16 protein-coding genes are annotated in these 17,216 nt (G+C 73.3%); 5 read left to right on the forward strand and 11 right to left on the reverse strand.

Features of this window, described 5'->3' with window-relative positions:
- On the reverse strand, positions 1 to 2,005 hold a 2,005-nt coding region (locus tag N1F89_RS18035), incomplete at its 3' end, for a PBP1A family penicillin-binding protein (RefSeq protein WP_290085798.1).
- Positions 2,006 to 2,296: 291 nt separating this feature from the next.
- On the opposite strand from N1F89_RS18035, the gene N1F89_RS18040 reads away from it, so the two are divergent.
- Positions 2,297 to 3,394 (forward strand): acyltransferase family protein, encoded by a 1,098-nt coding sequence (locus tag N1F89_RS18040; RefSeq protein ID WP_290085799.1) that lies wholly within the window; start codon positions 2,297 to 2,299, stop codon positions 3,392 to 3,394.
- Between the two features lie 7 nt (positions 3,395 to 3,401).
- On the opposite strand, the gene N1F89_RS18045 is transcribed toward N1F89_RS18040, so the two are convergent.
- The 10 genes from N1F89_RS18045 to sppA form a co-directional block, all read right to left on the reverse strand.
- A complete protein-coding gene (locus N1F89_RS18045) occupies positions 3,402 to 4,205 on the reverse strand; it encodes a GNAT family N-acetyltransferase (protein WP_290085813.1) in 804 nt (267 codons plus the stop codon).
- Positions 4,206 to 4,419: 214 nt separating this feature from the next.
- Positions 4,420 to 6,696 (reverse strand): response regulator, encoded by a 2,277-nt coding sequence (locus tag N1F89_RS18050; protein ID WP_290085800.1) that lies wholly within the window; start codon positions 6,694 to 6,696, stop codon positions 4,420 to 4,422.
- Positions 6,697 to 6,786: 90 nt separating this feature from the next.
- Positions 6,787 to 7,776, reverse strand: a complete 990-nt coding sequence (locus N1F89_RS18055) for an MDR family oxidoreductase (RefSeq protein ID WP_290085801.1) — start codon at positions 7,774 to 7,776, stop codon at positions 6,787 to 6,789.
- A gap of 69 nt (positions 7,777 to 7,845) precedes the next feature.
- Positions 7,846 to 8,337 (reverse strand): signal peptidase II, encoded by a 492-nt coding sequence (lspA, locus tag N1F89_RS18060; RefSeq protein WP_290085802.1) that lies wholly within the window; start codon positions 8,335 to 8,337, stop codon positions 7,846 to 7,848.
- Positions 8,334 to 9,194, reverse strand: a complete 861-nt coding sequence (locus N1F89_RS18065) for an RNA methyltransferase (protein WP_290085803.1) — start codon at positions 9,192 to 9,194, stop codon at positions 8,334 to 8,336. The genes lspA and N1F89_RS18065 overlap by 4 nt, the downstream gene beginning before the upstream one ends.
- Positions 9,191 to 10,300, reverse strand: coding sequence for a class I SAM-dependent methyltransferase (locus N1F89_RS18070; protein ID WP_290085804.1), 1,110 nt, complete (start codon positions 10,298 to 10,300; stop codon positions 9,191 to 9,193). The genes N1F89_RS18065 and N1F89_RS18070 overlap by 4 nt, the downstream gene beginning before the upstream one ends.
- A 15-nt stretch (positions 10,301 to 10,315) precedes the next feature.
- A complete protein-coding gene (locus N1F89_RS18075) occupies positions 10,316 to 11,320 on the reverse strand; it encodes an ornithine cyclodeaminase family protein (RefSeq protein ID WP_290085805.1) in 1,005 nt (334 codons plus the stop codon).
- 8 nt (positions 11,321 to 11,328) lie between these two features.
- Complete coding sequence (locus N1F89_RS18080; protein ID WP_290085806.1) at positions 11,329 to 11,658, reverse strand: lipopolysaccharide assembly protein LapA domain-containing protein; 330 nt, start codon at positions 11,656 to 11,658, stop codon at positions 11,329 to 11,331.
- Positions 11,659 to 11,704: 46 nt separating this feature from the next.
- Positions 11,705 to 11,989, reverse strand: a complete 285-nt coding sequence (locus N1F89_RS18085) for an integration host factor subunit beta (protein WP_290085807.1) — start codon at positions 11,987 to 11,989, stop codon at positions 11,705 to 11,707.
- A 53-nt stretch (positions 11,990 to 12,042) separates the two neighbouring features.
- Positions 12,043 to 13,023 (reverse strand): signal peptide peptidase SppA, encoded by a 981-nt coding sequence (sppA, locus tag N1F89_RS18090; RefSeq protein WP_290085808.1) that lies wholly within the window; start codon positions 13,021 to 13,023, stop codon positions 12,043 to 12,045.
- Between the two features lie 399 nt (positions 13,024 to 13,422).
- Here sppA and lptC point away from each other — a divergent pair, with 399 nt between their 5' ends.
- The 4 genes from lptC (at position 13,423) to rpoN (ending at position 17,087) form a co-directional block, all read left to right on the forward strand.
- Positions 13,423 to 14,025, forward strand: coding sequence for an LPS export ABC transporter periplasmic protein LptC (gene lptC, locus N1F89_RS18095; RefSeq protein ID WP_290085809.1), 603 nt, complete (start codon positions 13,423 to 13,425; stop codon positions 14,023 to 14,025).
- On the forward strand, positions 14,018 to 14,593 hold the full coding sequence (locus tag N1F89_RS18100; RefSeq protein ID WP_290085811.1) for an LptA/OstA family protein: 576 nt from the start codon (positions 14,018 to 14,020) through the stop codon (positions 14,591 to 14,593). Before lptC ends, N1F89_RS18100 begins: the two co-directional genes overlap by 8 nt.
- Before the next feature lie 102 nt (positions 14,594 to 14,695).
- Positions 14,696 to 15,409, forward strand: coding sequence for an LPS export ABC transporter ATP-binding protein (lptB, locus tag N1F89_RS18105; RefSeq protein WP_290085814.1), 714 nt, complete (start codon positions 14,696 to 14,698; stop codon positions 15,407 to 15,409).
- 196 nt (positions 15,410 to 15,605) lie between these two features.
- Complete coding sequence (gene rpoN / locus N1F89_RS18110; protein ID WP_290085812.1) at positions 15,606 to 17,087, forward strand: RNA polymerase factor sigma-54; 1,482 nt, start codon at positions 15,606 to 15,608, stop codon at positions 17,085 to 17,087.
- Positions 17,088 to 17,216 lie beyond the last annotated feature (129 nt).

Here is a 17,216-nt window from a genome sequence, read left to right on the forward strand (position 1 = left end):
AGCGGCCGGGCAGCGCGGCGACCGCCGCGCCCTGATGCGCGGCCTGCATGAAGTCGTGCCAGGCCATCGCCGGCAGCGTGCCGCCGGTCACCTTGGTCGGCGTGCCGTCGTCGTTGCCGAACCACACGCCGGCGACGAGGTCGGCGGTGTAGCCGACGAACCACGCGTCGCGCGCGGCCTGGCTGGTGCCGGTCTTGCCGGCGGCCGGGCGGCCGATCGCGGCGCGCCGGCCGGTGCCCTCGGCGACGGTGCGCGCCATCATCGCGTTCATCATGCCGACCGCGTCCGGCCGGATCACCCGCGGCAGGCGCCGCTCCGGGCGCCGGTAGAGCACCTCGCCCGACGCCGACAGGACGCGGCGCACGACATGCACCTCCGGCCGGTAGCCGCCATTGGCGAACGGCACGTAGGCCGCCGTCAGCTCGAGCGGCGTCACCTCCGACGTGCCGAGCGCGATCGAGGCGTTCGGCTCGAGCCGCGATTCGACGCCGAGCCGGCGGGCCACCTCGACCACCGCCTTCGGGCCGACCTCCATGGCGAGCTGCGCGGCGACCGAGTTGAGCGAGCGGGCGAGCGCCTCCTCCAGCGTCACCCGGCCGTAGTATTTGCCGCGGTAGTTCTCGGGCGTCCACTTGCCGATGCGCACCGGCGCGTCGTTGCGCACGCTGGCCGGCGTGCGGCCCTGCTCCAGCGCGGCCAGGTAGACGAAGGGCTTGAAGGCCGAGCCCGGCTGGCGGCGCGCCTCCGACGCGCGGTCGAACTGGCTGTTGGCGTAGTCGTAGCCGCCGACCATGGCACGCACGGCGCCGGACGTGTCGATCGCCACCAGGGCGCCCTGCGAGACCGCGAGCGCCTTGCCCTCGGCGTCGATCCGGCCGCGGATGGCGCGCTCGGCCGCCTTCTGCAGGCCGAGATCGACGGTCGTCTCGACCACCACGTCGGCCCGCACCTCGCCGATCAGCCCGGGCAGCTCCTCCATCACGCGGTCGGCGACGTAGTGTTCGGCGCCGGTCCAGTAGGCCGGCGCGCGCGTCGCCGGGGCGCTGATGGCGGCGGTCATCTCGCTGTCGCCGATCATGCCCTGGGCGCGCATCGCCGCCAGCACCACCTGGGCGCGCGTCTCGGCCGCCTGCGGGTCGCGCGCCGGCGACAGCCGCGACGGCGCCTTGAGCAGGCCGGCCAGCAGCGCCGCCTCCGACAGCGTGACGTCGCGCGCCGACTTGTTGAAGTAGCGCCGCGCGGCCGCCTCCACGCCATAGGCGCCGGAGCCGAAATAGACGCGGTTGAGATACATCTCCAGGATCTGCGTCTTGGAGTGCCGGCGCTCCAGCCACAGCGCCAGCAGCACCTCCTGCACCTTGCGCTCGACGGTGCGCTCGGGCTCCAGGAACAGGTTCTTGGCGAGCTGCTGGGTGATCGTCGAGCCGCCCTGGGCGACGCGGCGCTGCGCCACGTTCTCGGCCATGGCGCGCGCCAGGCCGATCGGGTCGACGCCGAAATGCGCGAAGAAGCGGCGGTCCTCGATGGCGATCACCGCCTGCGGGATGTGCGGCGACATCTCGTGCAGGCCGAGCGCGGCGCCGCCGGTCATGCCGCGATTGGCGATCAGCCGGCCGTCGGCGGCGACGATGCGCACGTTGGGCGGCCGGTCGGGGATCGACCAAGTGGTCGCGCTCGGCATCTTGGCGCCGTAATAGGCGGCGACCGCCACGCCGGCGATGCCGGCCCACAGCGCCAGCACCAGCGACCAGTAGACGGCGGCGCGCACAAGCCCGAACAGGCCGCGCCGGCGGCGCGTGCCGCGCTTGCGCCGCGCGCCGGACCTGCCGCGCCCGGCGCCGGCCTTGCCGCGCGCGGTGGCCTTGCCGGCCGGACGCCGCTTGCCGCCGGAGCGCGGCACGACGCGATCCTCCTCGCTGACCGACAGGCCGCCGGCCGCGCGGCCGCGGGCGGGCGGCCGGTCGAATGTCGGCTCGATGCGCTTCCTGGCTTTCCTGCCGGCCATGTGTCGTCCCGTCCCCGGCGCGCGTTCGGCCGCCGCAACGCCAGACCGTGATGGCGAGACGCGTGAGGCGGTCTGTGCGCGACATCGTGGTCTATCGCATTGATTTCGCCGCATGTGTGCCACGCCGGATGCGATCACCCGGCGGCCAATGCTATAGGCACGGCGGCTTAAGGCGCCGTTAAGCAGCGGCACCGGCCGGCCGGCCGCTTAACGCTTTGGTTGCGCGCGCGCGGCTAGTCTCGCGCCGACGGGCCGCCGCGCCCGGCCGCCGGAGACCGAAAGGAACGCCGCATGTCAGACGGGACACGGGTCGCCTGGGTCGACACCGCCAAGGGGCTCTGCATCATCATGGTGGTGATGGTGCACTCGGTGCTGGGGCTCGAGCTGGCCGCCGGCCAGCAGGGCTGGATGCACCATGTCGTGTCCTTCGCCCGGCCCTTCCGCATGCCCGACTTCTTCCTGATCTCGGGCCTGTTCCTGGGGCTCGTCATCGACCGGCCATGGCGCCGCTACATCGATCGCAAGGTGGTCCATTTCGCCTATTTCTACGTGCTGTGGCTGACCATCCAGTTCGCCTTCAAGGCGCCGGGCATGGCGATGGAGGGCGGCTGGCGCGCGCCGCTCGAGGCCTATGCGCTCGCCTTCGTGCAGCCCTTCGGCACGCTGTGGTTCATCTACATCCTGCCGCTGTTCTTCCTGTTCACGCGGCTGGTGCGCACGCTGCCGGCGTGGCTGGTCTTCGTCTGGGCGGCGGTGATGGAGATCCTGCCGGTGCACACCGGCTCGGTGATCTTCGACGAGTTCGCCAGCCGCTACGTCTATTTCTTCGTCGGCTACGCCTTCGCCGCCCACGTCTTCTCCTTCGCCGAGCGGGTGCGCGCGCGGCCCGGCCTGTTTCTCGCCGGGCTGGCGGTCTGGGCGCCGCTCAACGCGGCGCTGGTGTTCACGCCGGCGCCGGACGCGCTGGTGCCTTGGCTGCAGGCCGACCTCGGCAACTCGGGCGCCACCGGCGGCCTGTCGGAGCTGCCCGTCGTCTCGCTCGGGCTCGGCCTGGCCGGCTCGCTGGTCGTGGTGGGCGTCGCCGCGCTCCTGTCCGGCCGCGCCGCGATGCGCTGGCTGGTCTGGCTCGGCGCCCACTCGATCGTCGTCTATCTCGCCTTCTTCCTGCCGATGGCGGTCACCCGCGTCGTCCTGCTGAAGACCGGGCTCATCCCCGACATCGGCCTCGCCTCCGCGGTGGTGACGGCGGCCGCCGTCGCCGGACCGGTGGTGCTCTACGGGCTGGTGCGGTGGACGGGCCGGGGCCGGTTCCTGTTCGAGCGGCCCGGCTGGGCGCGCATCGAGCGGCCGGGCCCGGTGCCCGACCGGGCGCGCGTCGCCGCGTCCTGAGCCGCACTCAGGCGCGGTTGACGGCGAAGCGCTGCGTCTCGCCGCCGTAGTAGTTGAGATAGCGCTCGGCGATGGCATCGATCGGCAGCACGACGAAGACGTCGGTGGTGCCGAAGTCGCGGTCGACGACGCAGCCCTCGCCGAAGCGGGCGCCGAGCCGCAGGTAGCCCTTGACCAGCGGCGGCATGGCGGACACGGCGGCACGCGGCCGCACCGCCTCGGCCGGCATCAGGTCCATGCTGCGGAAGCGGTGCGGCAGGGCCGAGACCGCCCAGGCGCCCTCGGCGCGGCAGAAATGCGCCAGGAAGGACAGCGCCTCGGCATGCGCCGCCGGCACGGTGCCGGGAAACGACGCGCAGCCGGTCATCACGTCGATGGCGTAGCGCCGGCAATAGGCCCAGATGCCCTGCCACAAGAGCTCGACGGTGCGCTTGGTGCGGTATTCGCGCACCACGCAGGAGCGGCCGAGCTCGAGGAAGCGGCGGCCGGGATGGCGCGCGATCAGCGCCTCGAGCCCGAACTCCTCGTCGGAATAGAAGCCGCCGGCGGCTTCCGCCTTCTCCTGGCGCAGCAGCCGGTAGGTGCCGACGATCTGGCGTTCGGCCGGGCCGGCGATCGCCGTGTCGAAGACGAGCAGATGGTCGCACAGCGCGTCGAACCGGTCGGCGTCGCGCCGGTCGGTGGTGGCGTTTTCCGGCATGCGGGCGCCGAGCTCGGCGTAGAAGACGTCGTAGCGCACGCGCTGCGCGGCCGCCACCTCGCGCTCGTCGCGGGCCAGCCGCACCTCGAGCGTGCCGAGCCGGCCGAGCACGCCGCCCGCATCGACGAGATCCGGGCGACCGGCCGGCCTGCCGGACGGCGGGCCGGCGTTGGCGGCGGCGATGTTGCGGTCCAGCGAGGCGCCCTGCACCGGTGATTCTCCTCTGGCAGCGGGTGGCGCGGAGATATGACTCGGCTGCAACAGGACGATGACACTAACCCGCCGCCCGGCGTGCGGCAAGCTGACGGCGCGGCAGGCACCCGCCTCAGGCGACGCGGTCCTCCACCGCCGCCACCAGCGCATCGGGGTCGAGCGGCTTGGTGAGGAAGCCGTCGGCGCCGTGCGCCAGCAGCCCGTGCCGCGTCGCCTCCTGGCCGTCGGCCGTCAGCACCATGATGGTGAGCGGCGGACGGCCCTCCTCCTCCTCGTGCCGGCGGATCGCGCCGATGGCGTCGAGTCCGTCCATCAGCGGCATGTGCAGGTCCATCAGCACGAGGTCGTAGGCGCTGTCGGCGGCCGTCGCGGCGGCGACGGCGGCGCGGCCGTTGCTCACCACCTCGACCGCGTGGCCGGCTCTGGTGAGCGCGGCGCGGGCCAGCATGGCGTTGATCTCGTTGTCCTCGGCGATCAGCACCCGGAGGCCGCGGCCGGCGGCCGGGCGGCGCGCCCGCGCGGTGCCGGCGGGCGTCGCGGCGGTGCCGGCCGACGCGCCCTCGGGCGCCAGCAGCACGCGCAGGAGGGTGGCGCTGCGCACCGGCCGGGCCAGGAAGGCGGCATAGCCGGCCGCCCGCAGCTCGGCGATGCGGCCGCGCTCGTTGGGCGCGATCAGCGTCACCGCCCGGCCCGGGCAGCCGTCGGTCAGCCGCAGCCGCTCCAGAAGCCCGCCGTCCTCGCTTTCCAGCGCCGCGTCGAGCAGCACCAGGTCGAAGGGCCGCGCCGCCTCGCGCGCCAGGCGCAGCGCCTCCTCGGCCGTGCAGGCGCACAGCGCGGTGCCGCCGCAGGCCTCGATGGTCATGGCGATGGCGCGCGATTCCATGGCGTGCGGGGTGACCAGCAGCGCCGTGGCGCCGGCGAGCGCGGCCTGCGCCTCCACCGTCGCGCCCTCGCCGGCGCCGGGCGCGGGCACGACGACGGTGAAGTCGGAGCCCTCGCCGGGCACGCTCTCCACCGTCAGCGCACCGCCCATCGCATCGACGATGCGGCGCGAGATGGCGAGGCCCAGCCCGGCGCCGCCATGGCGCCGCGTCGCGCTGCCGTCGGCCTGCTCGAACTCCTCGAACACGCGCGCCATGTCGGCCTCGCTCATGCCCGGGCCGCTGTCGGCGATGCAGATGCCGAGCGCGGGCCGGTCGGCCAGCCGCGTGCTGCCGACGGTGACCAGCACGCCGCCGGTGTCGGTGAACTTGACGGCATTGCCGATCAGGTTGAGCAGCACCTGGCGCAGCCGGCCCGGATCGGCCTCGACGGTGCGCGGCACGTCGGGCGCCACGTGGCAGCCGAGACCGATGCCCTTGGCGAAGGCGCGCGCGGCCATCAGCTCGACGACGGTCTCGACCAGCTCGCGCGGCGACACCGACTGCGGCTCGAGCTCGAGCCGGCCGGCCTCGATCTTGGAGTAGTCGAGCAGGTCCTCGATCAGCGCAAGAAGCGAGCTCGCCGAGGTCGACACGGCGCCGACATAGGTCTGCTGCTCGGGCGTCAGCTCGGTGTCGGCGAGAAGCCGCGCCATGCCCATGATGCCGTTCATCGGCGTGCGGATCTCGTGGCTGACCGCGGCGAGGAAGCGCGACTTGGCGCGGCTGGCGTGCTCGGCGCGCTCGCGCGCCTTGATGCTGGCCGTCTCGGCGCGCTTGCGCGCGGTGATCTCGCGCGCGATCGCCCGGTGCGAGACCTGGTCGCTCTGCTTGTCGCGCACCGACAGCTCGATCCACGAGAACCAGCGCTGGCCGTTGCGCGTGTGGATCGCCACGTCGGTCGAGCTCAGGCACTCGCCGTCGGCGAAGGCGGCGTCGGGCACCAGGCCGATCTCGATGCCGAGCTCGCCCAGCGTGCGGCCGATCAGCGTCTGCGGCGCGCATTCCAGCAACGTGCCGAGCACGCTGTTGGCGTGCACGATGCGGCCCTCGCGGTCGCGGTGCACGACAATGTCGCCAAGCGCGTCGATCAGGCCGCGGAAGCGCTCCTCGCTTTCCTGCAGCTCCCACATGCGGTCGGCGAGCGCCTCGAGCTCGTCGCGGCTGGCCGCCGCGTCGGCGTCGAGCGCGGCGGCGAGGTCGGCGTCCTCGCGCGCCGCCCGCACGGCGATGCCGAGGCCGAACAGGCCGAGACCGGCAAGCGCGGCGGCGAGCGGCACGGGCGCGCCGCTCCAGTGCGCCAGGCCGGCGCTCGCCAGCGTGGCGCAGGCGAGCGCGATCTGGGCGCCGCCCGACAGGCCGCGGCGGAGCGGCGCGGCGGTCGGCCGAACGGCCGCGCGCGGCGCCGGGGCCGGCGAGGCCATGGCGGCATTCGGCCGCTCGATCACGCGTTGGGACTGCCCGTTCATGGGGCGTGATCGTAGCGCCCGCCGCTTAGGGAAGGCTTTGGACGAACGCTCGAATCTTAGCGATCGCCGCCGGCGCGCCGGCCGGCGCCGCTACATCTCGACGACGAGGCGGCCGCGCACCTTGCCGGCGACGATGTCGTTGGCGGCGTTGAGGATCGCGTCGAAGGGCATCGTCGTCGACAGCGCGGCCAGCTTGTCGCGGTCGAGGTCGGTGGCGAGCCGCCGCCAGGCCTCGAGCCGTAGCGCCTTCGGCGCCATCACCGAATCGATGCCGAGCAGGCTCACCCCGCGCAGGATGAAGGGCGCCACGCTGCCCGGCAGGTCCATGCCCTGGGCGAGCCCGCAGGCCGCCACCGCGCCGCCATAGGCGGTCATCGACAACACGTTGGCGAGCGTGTGGCTGCCGACGGCGTCGACGCCGCCGGCCCAGCGCTCGCGGCCGAGCGACTTGGCCGGGCCGGACAGCTCGTCGCGGTCGATGATCTCGGCCGCGCCGAGGTCCTTCAGGTAGCCGGCCTCGTGCGGCCGGCCGGTCGAGGCGATCACCTCGTAGCCGAGCTTGCCGAGCACGGCGACGGCGACCGAGCCGACGCCGCCGGCCGCCCCGGTGACGACCACCGGGCCGCGGTCGGGATCGATGCCGTGGCGCTCGAGCGCCATGACGCACAGCATCGCGGTGTAGCCGGCCGTGCCGATCGCCATCGCCTCGTGCGCGCTCATGCCCTCGGGCAGCGGCACCAGCCAGTCGCCGCTGACCCGCGCGCGCTCGGCATAGGCGCCGTGATGCGTCTCGCCGACGCCCCAGCCGTTGAGCACGACCGCGTCGCCCTCCTTCCAGTCGTCGTGGCTGGAGCGCAGCACCGTGCCGGCGAAGTCGATGCCGGGGATCAGCGGAAAGCGCCTGACCACCGGCGCCTTGCCGGTGATCGCCAGGCCGTCCTTGTAATTGACCGTGGTCGCCTCGACGCGCACCGTCACGTCGCCTTCCATCAGATCGTCCTCGCTGAGGGTGACGATGTCGACGGACTGCTTCTTGTCCTCGTCGCGGCTGATCAGAACGGCTTTGAAACGGTCCGGCATGGCGCTCCCCGATGGCTGGCGTGATGGCGGAGTCTGGGCCGCGCGGCGGGCGAGGTCAACGCCGCGCGCTCAACGGTCGCGCCGGCGGCGGCGCTCGCGCGCCAGCGCGATCAGCTCCTGCAGGATGACGAGCCCGGCGCCGACGGTGATGAAGGCGTCGGCCAGGTTGAAGATGGCGAACGACCAGCCGGGCGTGAAGACCAGCACGTAGTCGACCACGTAGCCGCGCACGGCGCGGTCGATCAGGTTGCCGACGGCGCCGCCGATGATCAGCGCGAAGCCGAAGCGGGCGAACACCTGGTCGGCGTCGGTGCGCAGCGCCAGATAGGAGATGAACAGGATCACCGCCAGCACGAACAGGCTGAGCCCGGTGCTGCCGACGCCGGAGAACATCGAGAAGGCGACGCCGGTGTTGTGCGTGTGATAGAGCGCCAGGAAGGGCAGCAGGTCGAGCCGCGCGTGCACCGGCAGGCCGGCCTCGACCAGCCACTTGATCGCCTGGTCGGCGAACACGGCGGCGACCGCCACGGCGCCGTAGCCGGTCAGTGCGCGCGCCGTCACGGGGCCGGCTCCGGCGTTCGCGGCAGCGCGTCGCGGCGCAGCTCGTAGAGCATGACGCCGGTGGCCACGGCCAGGTTGAGCGAATCGGCACGGCCGGCCTGCGGAATGCGCACCAGCCGGTCGCAGGCGGCCGCCAGCGGCTCGGGCAGGCCCTGCTGCTCGTTGCCCATCACGAGCACGAGCGGACCGTCGGACGCGCCGAGGTCGCGGTAGTCGACGGCGCCGGCGAGATGGGTGCCGAGGAGGCGCACGCCGGCGCCCGCGCGCCAGGCGAGGAAGGCGTCCGCGCCGGCGCGGGCGAGCGGCACGGCGAAGATCGAGCCCATCGAGGCGCGCACGGTCTCCAGCGAATAGGGGTCGGTGCACTCGCCGACCAGGATGACGCCGCTGGCGCCGCCCGCGTCGACGGTGCGGATGATGGTGCCGAGATTGCCGGGATCGCGCACCCGGTCGAGCGCCACCCAGAGCGCGTCGCCGGCCGGCCGGATCGCCTCGAGCGGCCGGTAGCGCTGCTCGAACACGCCGACGACCACCTGCGGATTGTCGCGCCGGGTGATGGCGGCGAGCACCTTCTGGCTGACCTCGAGCACGGTGGCGCCGGCGGCGACGGTGCGCGCTGCGGCGCGTTCGACCGCCGCGTTGCCGCGCCCGGCCTTGCCGTAGACCAGCGTGCGGATCGTCCAGCCGCCGTCGAGCGCGTCGATGACGAGCTTCAGCCCCTCGGCCATGAAGGCGTGCTCGCGGTCGCGGTGCTTCTTCAGCGCCAGCGCGCGGATGTCCTTGACGAGCGGGTTGGCGAGGCTGGTGACCTCGCGCACGCGGCCGACGCCGCGGCGTTCGCCGCCGGCCGACGTCATGCCGCCACCCAGCGCGCGAACAGCGAGGTCGGCAGCGCGCGGCCCGTGGCCTCCTCGCGGATCACCAGCTCGCCCGATTCCACACGGCCGCCCATGCCGGCGAAGCGCTCGCGCATCAGCCCGTGGATGGCGAAGAAGGAGGCACGGATCGAATAGGCCGTCAGCACGACGGCGAGCGGCCGCGCCGTCAGCACCCGGCGGCAGGTGGCCACCAGATGCGGCAGGTCCTCGAAGAGCTGCCAGACCTCGCCCTTCGGGCCGCGGCCGTAGGCGGGCGGATCGAGCAGCACGATGTCGTAGCCGTTGCCGCGGCGCGCCTCGCGCTCGGCGAACTTGACCGCGTCCTCGCAGATCCAGCGGATCGGCCGGTCGGCCAGCCGCGCCATCGCCTGGTTCTCGCGCGCCCAGCCGATCGCCTTCTTCGAGGCGTCGACATGCGTCACCTCGGCGCCGGCGCGCGCGGCGACCAGCGAGGCGAGCCCGGTGTAGCCGAACAGGTTGAGCACGCGCACCGGGCGGCCGGCGGAGCGGATGAGAGCTTCCATGTGGCTCCAGTGCGAGGCCTGCTCGGGAAACACGCCGACATGGCGGAACGAGGTGAAGCGGCCGAGATAGGCGATGCCGTCATGCGCCATCGGCCAGGTCTCGCCGAGCGGCGCGTGCGGGAAATGCCAGCGGCCGAGGCCCTCCTCGTCGGTGTCGCCGGTGAACACGGCGTCGGCCCGCGCCCAGTCGGCCGCGCCGAGCGCCGGCCGCCACAGCGCCTGCGCCTCCGGCCGCACGATCGTCAGCGGGCCGTAGCGCTCGAGCTTGCGGCCGTCGCCGCAATCGACCAGCGCATAGTCCGGCCCCGGCGTCACCTCAAGGACGAGCGGCACGCGCTCGTCCGGCAGGGCGCCGTCCGGCCGCGCCGGCGGCTGGCGCCCGGCGCGCTGGGCGGCGGCGGTCTCGGCGGCCGAGGGTGCGCGCCGGCCGGGCGGCCGCTCCGCCTCGCGCTCGCCGCGGCGGCGCCCTTCGGGCCGGCCGAGCGGCGGCCCCTCGGAAGCCGGGGCGCGCTTGCCCCGCTTGCCGCCGGAGGCGGGCTGTCGTCCGGGCGGTCGTGCCATCGCGCGGGACCCGGATCAGCCGGCGCCGGACGCGCCGGCCCGCCCGCAGGCGCCGGCCTCGGCGAAGCGACGGTAGACCGCGATGCCGGCGGCCAGGTCCTCGAGCGCGGCGCCGACCGACTTGAACAGGGTGATCTCCGCGTCGTCCTGCCGGCCTTGCGCCTCGCCGCGCGTCAGCGCGTAGAGGTCGCCGGCGATCGCCGCCTCGGCGAGCGCGCCCGATTCGAGCGCCTGGACGATGTCGCCGGCCTCCTTGAGCGCGCCGGCGCGGGTGTCGACATAGACGCGGGCGCGGGCCACCGCGGCGTCGTCGCTCTCGCGCATCGTCGGCGAGAAGGCGCCGACCAGGTCGACATGCGTGCCGGGCGCGAGCGCCGCGCCATGCACCAGCGGCACGGTCGACAGCGTGGCGCAGGAGACGATGTCGGCCGCGCCGGCCGCAGCGTCGACGTCGCGCGTCGTGTCGGCCTCGAAGCCGTCGTCGGCGAGTCGGCGGGCGAGCCGCTCCGCCGCCTCGGGCGAGCGGTTGTAGACCGTCACGCGGCGGATCGGCCGCACCGCGGCGTGGGCGCGCACCAGATAGGGCGCCAGCGCGCCGGCGCCGACCATCAGCAGGCGGACGGCGTCGCGGCGCGCCAGATAGTCGGCGGCGAGCGCGGAGGCGCAGGCGGTGCGCCACAGCGTCAGCCGCTGGCCGTCGATCAGCGCCTGCGGCTCGCCGGTGTGCGCGTCCATCAGCAGATAGGTCGCCATCACCGCCGGCTTGCCGCGGGCGCCGTTGTCGGGCGCCACCATGGCGACCTTGACGCCGACATGCGCCTCGGCACCGGCGGCTGCAGCGGCCATGTCGGTCCAGGCCGGCATCAGCAGCAGCGTGTTGGCGCTGCCTTCGGGCCGCTCGATCGTGTGATGGTGGCGCACCGGCTGCACGGCGCCGACCCGGAAGGCCTGGCGCAGCGTCTCGACCAGCCCGGCCGGATCGAGGCAGCGGTCGACGTCCTCGGCGGAGATGCGGATCATGGCGCGGCTCAGGCGCCCGGGCCGGCGATCTGCGGCGCGTTCTGCGGCGTGCCGCGCGCCTGGGCCTGGCGCAGCTTCTGCGCCTCGGCCTCGCGCTCGCGGGCGCGGCGGCGGTAGCGGCCCTGCTTGAACCAGGTGGCCAGGCTGCCGATCAGCATGCCGAGCACCAGCGCGGCGAACAGGTAGACGTAGAGCGGCAGCTCGACCGACAGGGCCGGATTGCCGGGATCGAACGGGTCGACGGTGAAGACGGTCGCATGCCGGTTGGCGACCGCCAGCGCGATCAGCACCACGGCGATCGGCAGAAGCACGAGAAGGGCGACGAAACGGTTGAACATGGCGTCTTTCGCTGTGCGCTGCGCGCCGGGCCGGCACGCCGGGCGGTCACTTGTGGGCGTTGAGCCGCTCGCGCAACTCCTTGCCGGTCTTGAAGAAGGGAACCCACTTCTCCTCCACCTCGACCGCCTCGCCGGTGCGCGGGTTGCGGCCGGTGCGGGCCGGCCTGTTCTTCACCGAGAAGGCCCCGAAGCCGCGCAGCTCGACGCGGTTGCCCTGCGCCAGCGCCTCGGAAATCTCCTCGAGGATCGCGTTGACGATGTTCTCGACGTCGCGCACGAAGAGATGCGGATTCCGATTGGCTATGGTTTGCACGAGCTCGGACTTGATCATTGCCTTCCCCCGACCTGGGCGGCTTGTGTTACAGGAATGATTTCGTTGGATTTTTAATCGATTTCGCCGCCATTTTCAGGTTGCCAGACCGACAGAAGACCGTCAAGGAAGATGCGCTCGGCGCCGAGTGCACGCAGAAGCTGCGGGCCGTCCTGCGGCAGGCCGAGCAACCGCGCGGCCGCCGCGGCGAGGAAGCCGGGCACCAGCGTCACCCCGCCGCGATCGCGCGGCTTCCACTCGACGACCTTCAGATCCGCGTCGACGCCCTGCTCGGTCAGCCAGGCGCGCGCGGTCTTCTCGCCGCCCAGCGCGTCGACCAGCCGCCGCTCGGCCGCCTGGCGGCCGGTGAAGATCGAGCCGTCGGCGAGCGCCAGCACCTCGTCGCGGCTGAGCGGCCGGCGGTCGGTGACCAGATCGACGAACCAGTCGTAGCTGTCGAGGATCATGGCGCGCATCATCGCGCGCTCGGCCGGCGTCGTCTCGTTGAAGGGGGAGGGCTCGGCCTTGAGCGGCGACGACTTGATCTCGACCAGCTCGACGCCGATCTTGTCCATCAGCCCGGTGACGTCGGGAAACTGCACCAGGACGCCGATCGAGCCGACGATGGAGGACTGGCGCGCGACGATGTGGTCGGCCGCGCTGGCGATCATGTAGCCGGCGGAGGCGGCGAGCGTGCCGACCTGGGCGACGACCGGCTTCTCCTCGGCGAGCGCGCGCACCGCCTCGAAGATCGCCTCGCCGCCGACCGTCGTTCCGCCGGGCGAATCGACCGTCAGGATGACGCCCTTCACCGCGTCGGACTTGCGCACGCGCTCGATCCGCTCGAGCAGCTCCTCGTCCTCGACGATGGTGCCTTCCACCGAGATGCGCGCGACGTGGGCGCCGGAGGCCGGCGTCCACGGGCCGTCGCCCATCAGCGCGCTGGAGCCGACGACCAGGGCGATCACAAGAACGACGACCGCCGCCACGCGCCAGAAGGTGAGCTTGCGCCGCAGGCGTCGGCGATCGATCAGGTCGTCGGCTCTGGTGGCCATGGCGTGCCTCGTGAGAAAAGCGGGAGCGGTCCGCGTGTTTTAGATCAAGGCCGGCCGCGTGGCTACCGCCGCCGCGTGCCTCGCGGCGCATTGCCATGCCGCCGGCAGCGGGTCGATGCAACCCCAAAATGGCCATATTGCGGTGCAAACCGTGACGCGTTGCGCAGACCCGCGTACGCGCGGCGCCGCTTGCCTTGCCGGGCGTGCGGCGATGGGGCACAAGCCGCAGCCTATGTCCCGCAGTGCAATGCCGGGGAGCAGAAAGAGATCGGGAACGTCGCGACGATGCAGGGCGCCAGCGGACTGCCTGCCGAGGAGCGTGCCGCGCGGTCGGGCCGCCCCGGAGCGCGAAGCCGCGGCGACCGGGCGTTTCGCCGCGCGCGGCGCCATTCGCTGCAGGTGCGGGTCCTCAAGATCGCGCTGCCGGCGGCCGCGCTGGCCATCGGCCTCGGCTTCATCGGCTATTCCTACCTCGCCTCGAGCGGCGTCGAGGCCGTCGACATCGGCTCCGTCAGCTTCGACGACGGCAGCCTGGTGATGGACGCGCCGAAGCTCGAGGGCTTCACCAAGGACAATCTGCGCTACGAGATGACGGCCGCGCGGGCGCGCCAGGCGCTCGGCGACAGCTCGGCGATCGCGCTGGAGGAGATCGACGCCGAGGTGCCGATCGACGCCGGCACCCGGGCGCGGATCTCGGCCGCGGCGGGCCTTTACGACCGCACGGCCAACACGCTCGACATCACCGACGGCATGACGCTGCGCACCACCTCGGGCATCGTGGCGCGGCTGAAGTCGGCCAGCGTCGACATCGACGCCGGCGCGCTCAGCACCGACGAGCCGGTCGAGATCGAGCTTGACGGCGCGCGCATCGCCGCCCAATCCATGCGTGTGGACGACGGCGGCAAGGTCCTGCGCTTCGAGCGCCGCGTGCGGGTGGACATCTCTCCCGGCCGGCTCGAGCTCGGCGGCGGGGCAACGGCGGGAGGCGGCACGGATGAATGAGGGTCTTCGCGGCATCGGCCGCCGGGCGTCGCGCCTGGCGCTGGCGCTGGCGCTAGCCGGCGGCACGGCGCTGCCGCTCGCCCACGCCCAGACCGGCGACAGCCGGCTGACCGGCCTGAAGCTGTCGGGCGACGAGCCGATCCAGATCGAGAGCGACGCGCTGGAGGTGCGCGAGGAGGAAGGCATCGCCGTGTTCTCCGGCAACGTCGCCGTCGCGCAGGGCCAGACGGTGCTCAAGTCCGGCCGGCTGGTGGTGCACTACGCCCGCGATTCCGGCTCGGCCACCACCGGCACGTCGAGCATCGAGCGGCTGGAGGCCGACGGCAAGGTCTATGTGCGCTCCGAGGACCAGGTGGCGACCGGCGATCGCGGCACCTTCGACATGGAGAGCGAGGTGCTGGTGCTGTCGGGCGAGGAGGTCGTGCTGTCGGAGGGCGACAACGTGATCGTCGGCTGCCGGCTGGTGGTGCAGATGCGCTCGGGCCAGGCGCGGCTCGAGGGCTGCGGCGAGGGCGCCCAGACCGGCCGCGTGAAGATGCTGCTCAAGCCCGGCTCCGTCGAGCGGTAGGGCCGGCGCTTGTCGCTCCTGTCGCGTTTCCGCAAGGCCGAAGCCGAGGCCGCGCCGGTTCCCGAGGGGCCGGCGGAGGCGACCGGCGGGCGCGAGGGCACGCTGATCGCGCGCGGCCTGACCAAGAGCTTCAAGGGCCGGCAGGTCGTCTCGGGCGTCTCCTTCGGCGTGCGCGCCGGCGAGGCGGTCGGCCTGCTCGGCCCCAACGGCGCCGGCAAGACCACCTGCTTCTACATGGTCACCGGGCTGATCCCGGCCGACAGCGGCTCGATCTTGATCGACGGCAACGACGTCACCGCGATGCCGATGTACCGGCGCGCCCGGCTCGGCATCGGCTACCTGCCGCAGGAAGCCTCGATCTTCCGCGGCCTGTCGGTGGAAAACAACATCCGCGCCATCCTCGAGGTGGTCGAGCGCGACCGGCGCACGCGCGAGCGCGCCCTCGACGAGCTGCTCGAGGAGTTCCACATCGGCCATCTGCGCAAGGCGCCGTCGATCTCGCTGTCGGGCGGCGAGCGGCGCCGCCTCGAAATCGCCCGCGCGCTGGCCAGCAACCCCAACTTCATGCTGCTCGACGAGCCGTTCGCCGGCGTCGACCCGATCGCCGTCAGCGACATCCAGCAGCTCGTGCGGCATCTGACCGCGCGCGGCATCGGCGTGCTGATCACCGACCACAACGTGCGCGAGACGCTCGGCCTGGTGGAGCGCGCCTACATCATCCACGCCGGCCAGGTGCTGACGCACGGCCGGCCGGAGGACATCGTCGGCAATCCCGACGTGCGCCGCCTTTATCTCGGCGAAGGCTTCACCCTCTAGGTCCCTCTCGCGGCTCGCGGACATGCGCGCGGCCCACCTGGCGCGCGCCGCGCCGCGGAAAACGCGAAGCCGCCCCGGCGGCCGCTAACCGGACGGTAACGCCGGCCGGCTAGCCTCGCCTTGACAAGCAAATCCCGGGCCAGTTTCTATCGCTGGGCCGGCGCGGCGGTCGCCGCGCGGCAACGGACAGGGACCAATGGCGCTCTCGGCCAAGCTCCATATGCGTCAGAGCCAGGCGCTGGTGATGACGCCGCAGCTCATGCAGTCGATCCGGCTGCTGCAGATGCCGCATGCCGAGCTCGAGCGCTTCATCGACGCCGAGATCGAGCGCAACCCGCTGCTGGAGCGTGGCGAGCGGCCGGCGGACGCCGGCCCGTCGCAGGACGCCGACGGCGCAGCGGCGCAGCACCGGAGCGCCGAGGCGATGGCCGCGCGCCTCGACAGCTCGCTGGAGAACGTCTTTCCCGACGATCCGGGCCGCCGCGAGGCACTGGCGCCGGCGCTGTCGGCGCAGTGGAAGTCGGTGCGCGGCGGCGGCGTGCCGCTCGACGGCGCCGAGATCGCCGATGCCACCAGCGCGGCGCCGACGCTGGCCGGCCATGTCGGCGAGCAGATCGGCTTCACCTTCGCCGACCCGGAGCGCCGGCGCATCGCCGCCGCGCTCGCCGATGCGCTCGACGAGGCGGGCTATCTGACGACGGCGCCCGACGAGATCGCCGCCGCGCTCGGCACGCAGACCGCCGCTGTCGAGGCGGTGCTGGAGACCTGCCGCGGCTTCGACCCGCCGGGCCTGTTCGCGCGCGACCTCGCCGACTGCCTGGCGCTGCAGCTCGCCGCGCGCGACCGGCTCGACCCGGCGATGCGCGCGCTGCTCGGCCGGCTCGACCTGCTCGCCCGGCGCGACTTCCGCGCGCTCGAGCGCCTCTGCGGCGTCGGCGAGGAGGACCTGGTCGACATGCTGGGCGAGATCCGCGCCCTCGACCCGAAGCCCGGCGCCGCCTTCTCGAGCGCGCCGGCCGACGCGGTGGTGCCGGACGTGCTGGTGCGCGCGGCCGCCGACGGAAGCTGGGCCGTCGAGCTCAACCCCGACACGCTGCCGCGGCTGGTCGTCGACCAGGTCTACGCCGCGGCGGTCTCGCGCGGCGCCAGCCAGCACGACCGCCAGTTCGTCAGCGACTGCCTGCAGAGCGCCAACTGGCTGACGCGCAGCCTCGACCAGCGGGCGCGCACCATCCTCAAGGTGGCGAGCGAGATCGTGCGCTGCCAGGACGCCTTCCTGGTCCATGGCGTCGCCCAGCTCAGGCCGCTCAACCTGCGCATGGTGGCCGACGCGATCGGCATGCACGAATCGACCGTCAGCCGGGTGACCGCCGGCAAGTACATGCTGACGCCGCGCGGCACCTTCGAGCTGCGCTACTTCTTCTCCTCGGCGATCGCCGATGCCGACGGCGGCGACGCGCATTCCGGCGAGGCGGTGCGCGCGCGCATCCGCCGGCTGATCGAGGCCGAGCCGGCCGGTGCGGTGCTGTCGGACGACGCCATCGTGGCGGCGCTGCGCCGCGACGGCGTCGACATCGCGCGCCGCACGGTGGCCAAGTACCGCGAGGCGCTGGGCATCGCCTCCTCGGTGCACCGGCGCCGCGAGAAGCGGGCGCTGGCGCGCGCCGGCGCTGCCTGAGCCGGGCCGGGTCCGTCTCGCCGGCGGCCGCCGGGCACGGCAGTGAATCCGGGTTAACGCGGCAAGGGCTGGAGGATGTGAGCGAGGTATTGGTTGTTTCTGGCAGCGCGTTTTCTGCGCAGTCTGATG

The sequence above is a fragment of the Aquibium sp. A9E412 genome (assembly GCF_030398335.1).
In the GTDB taxonomy this organism is placed as follows: Bacteria; Pseudomonadota; Alphaproteobacteria; order Rhizobiales; family Rhizobiaceae; genus A9E412.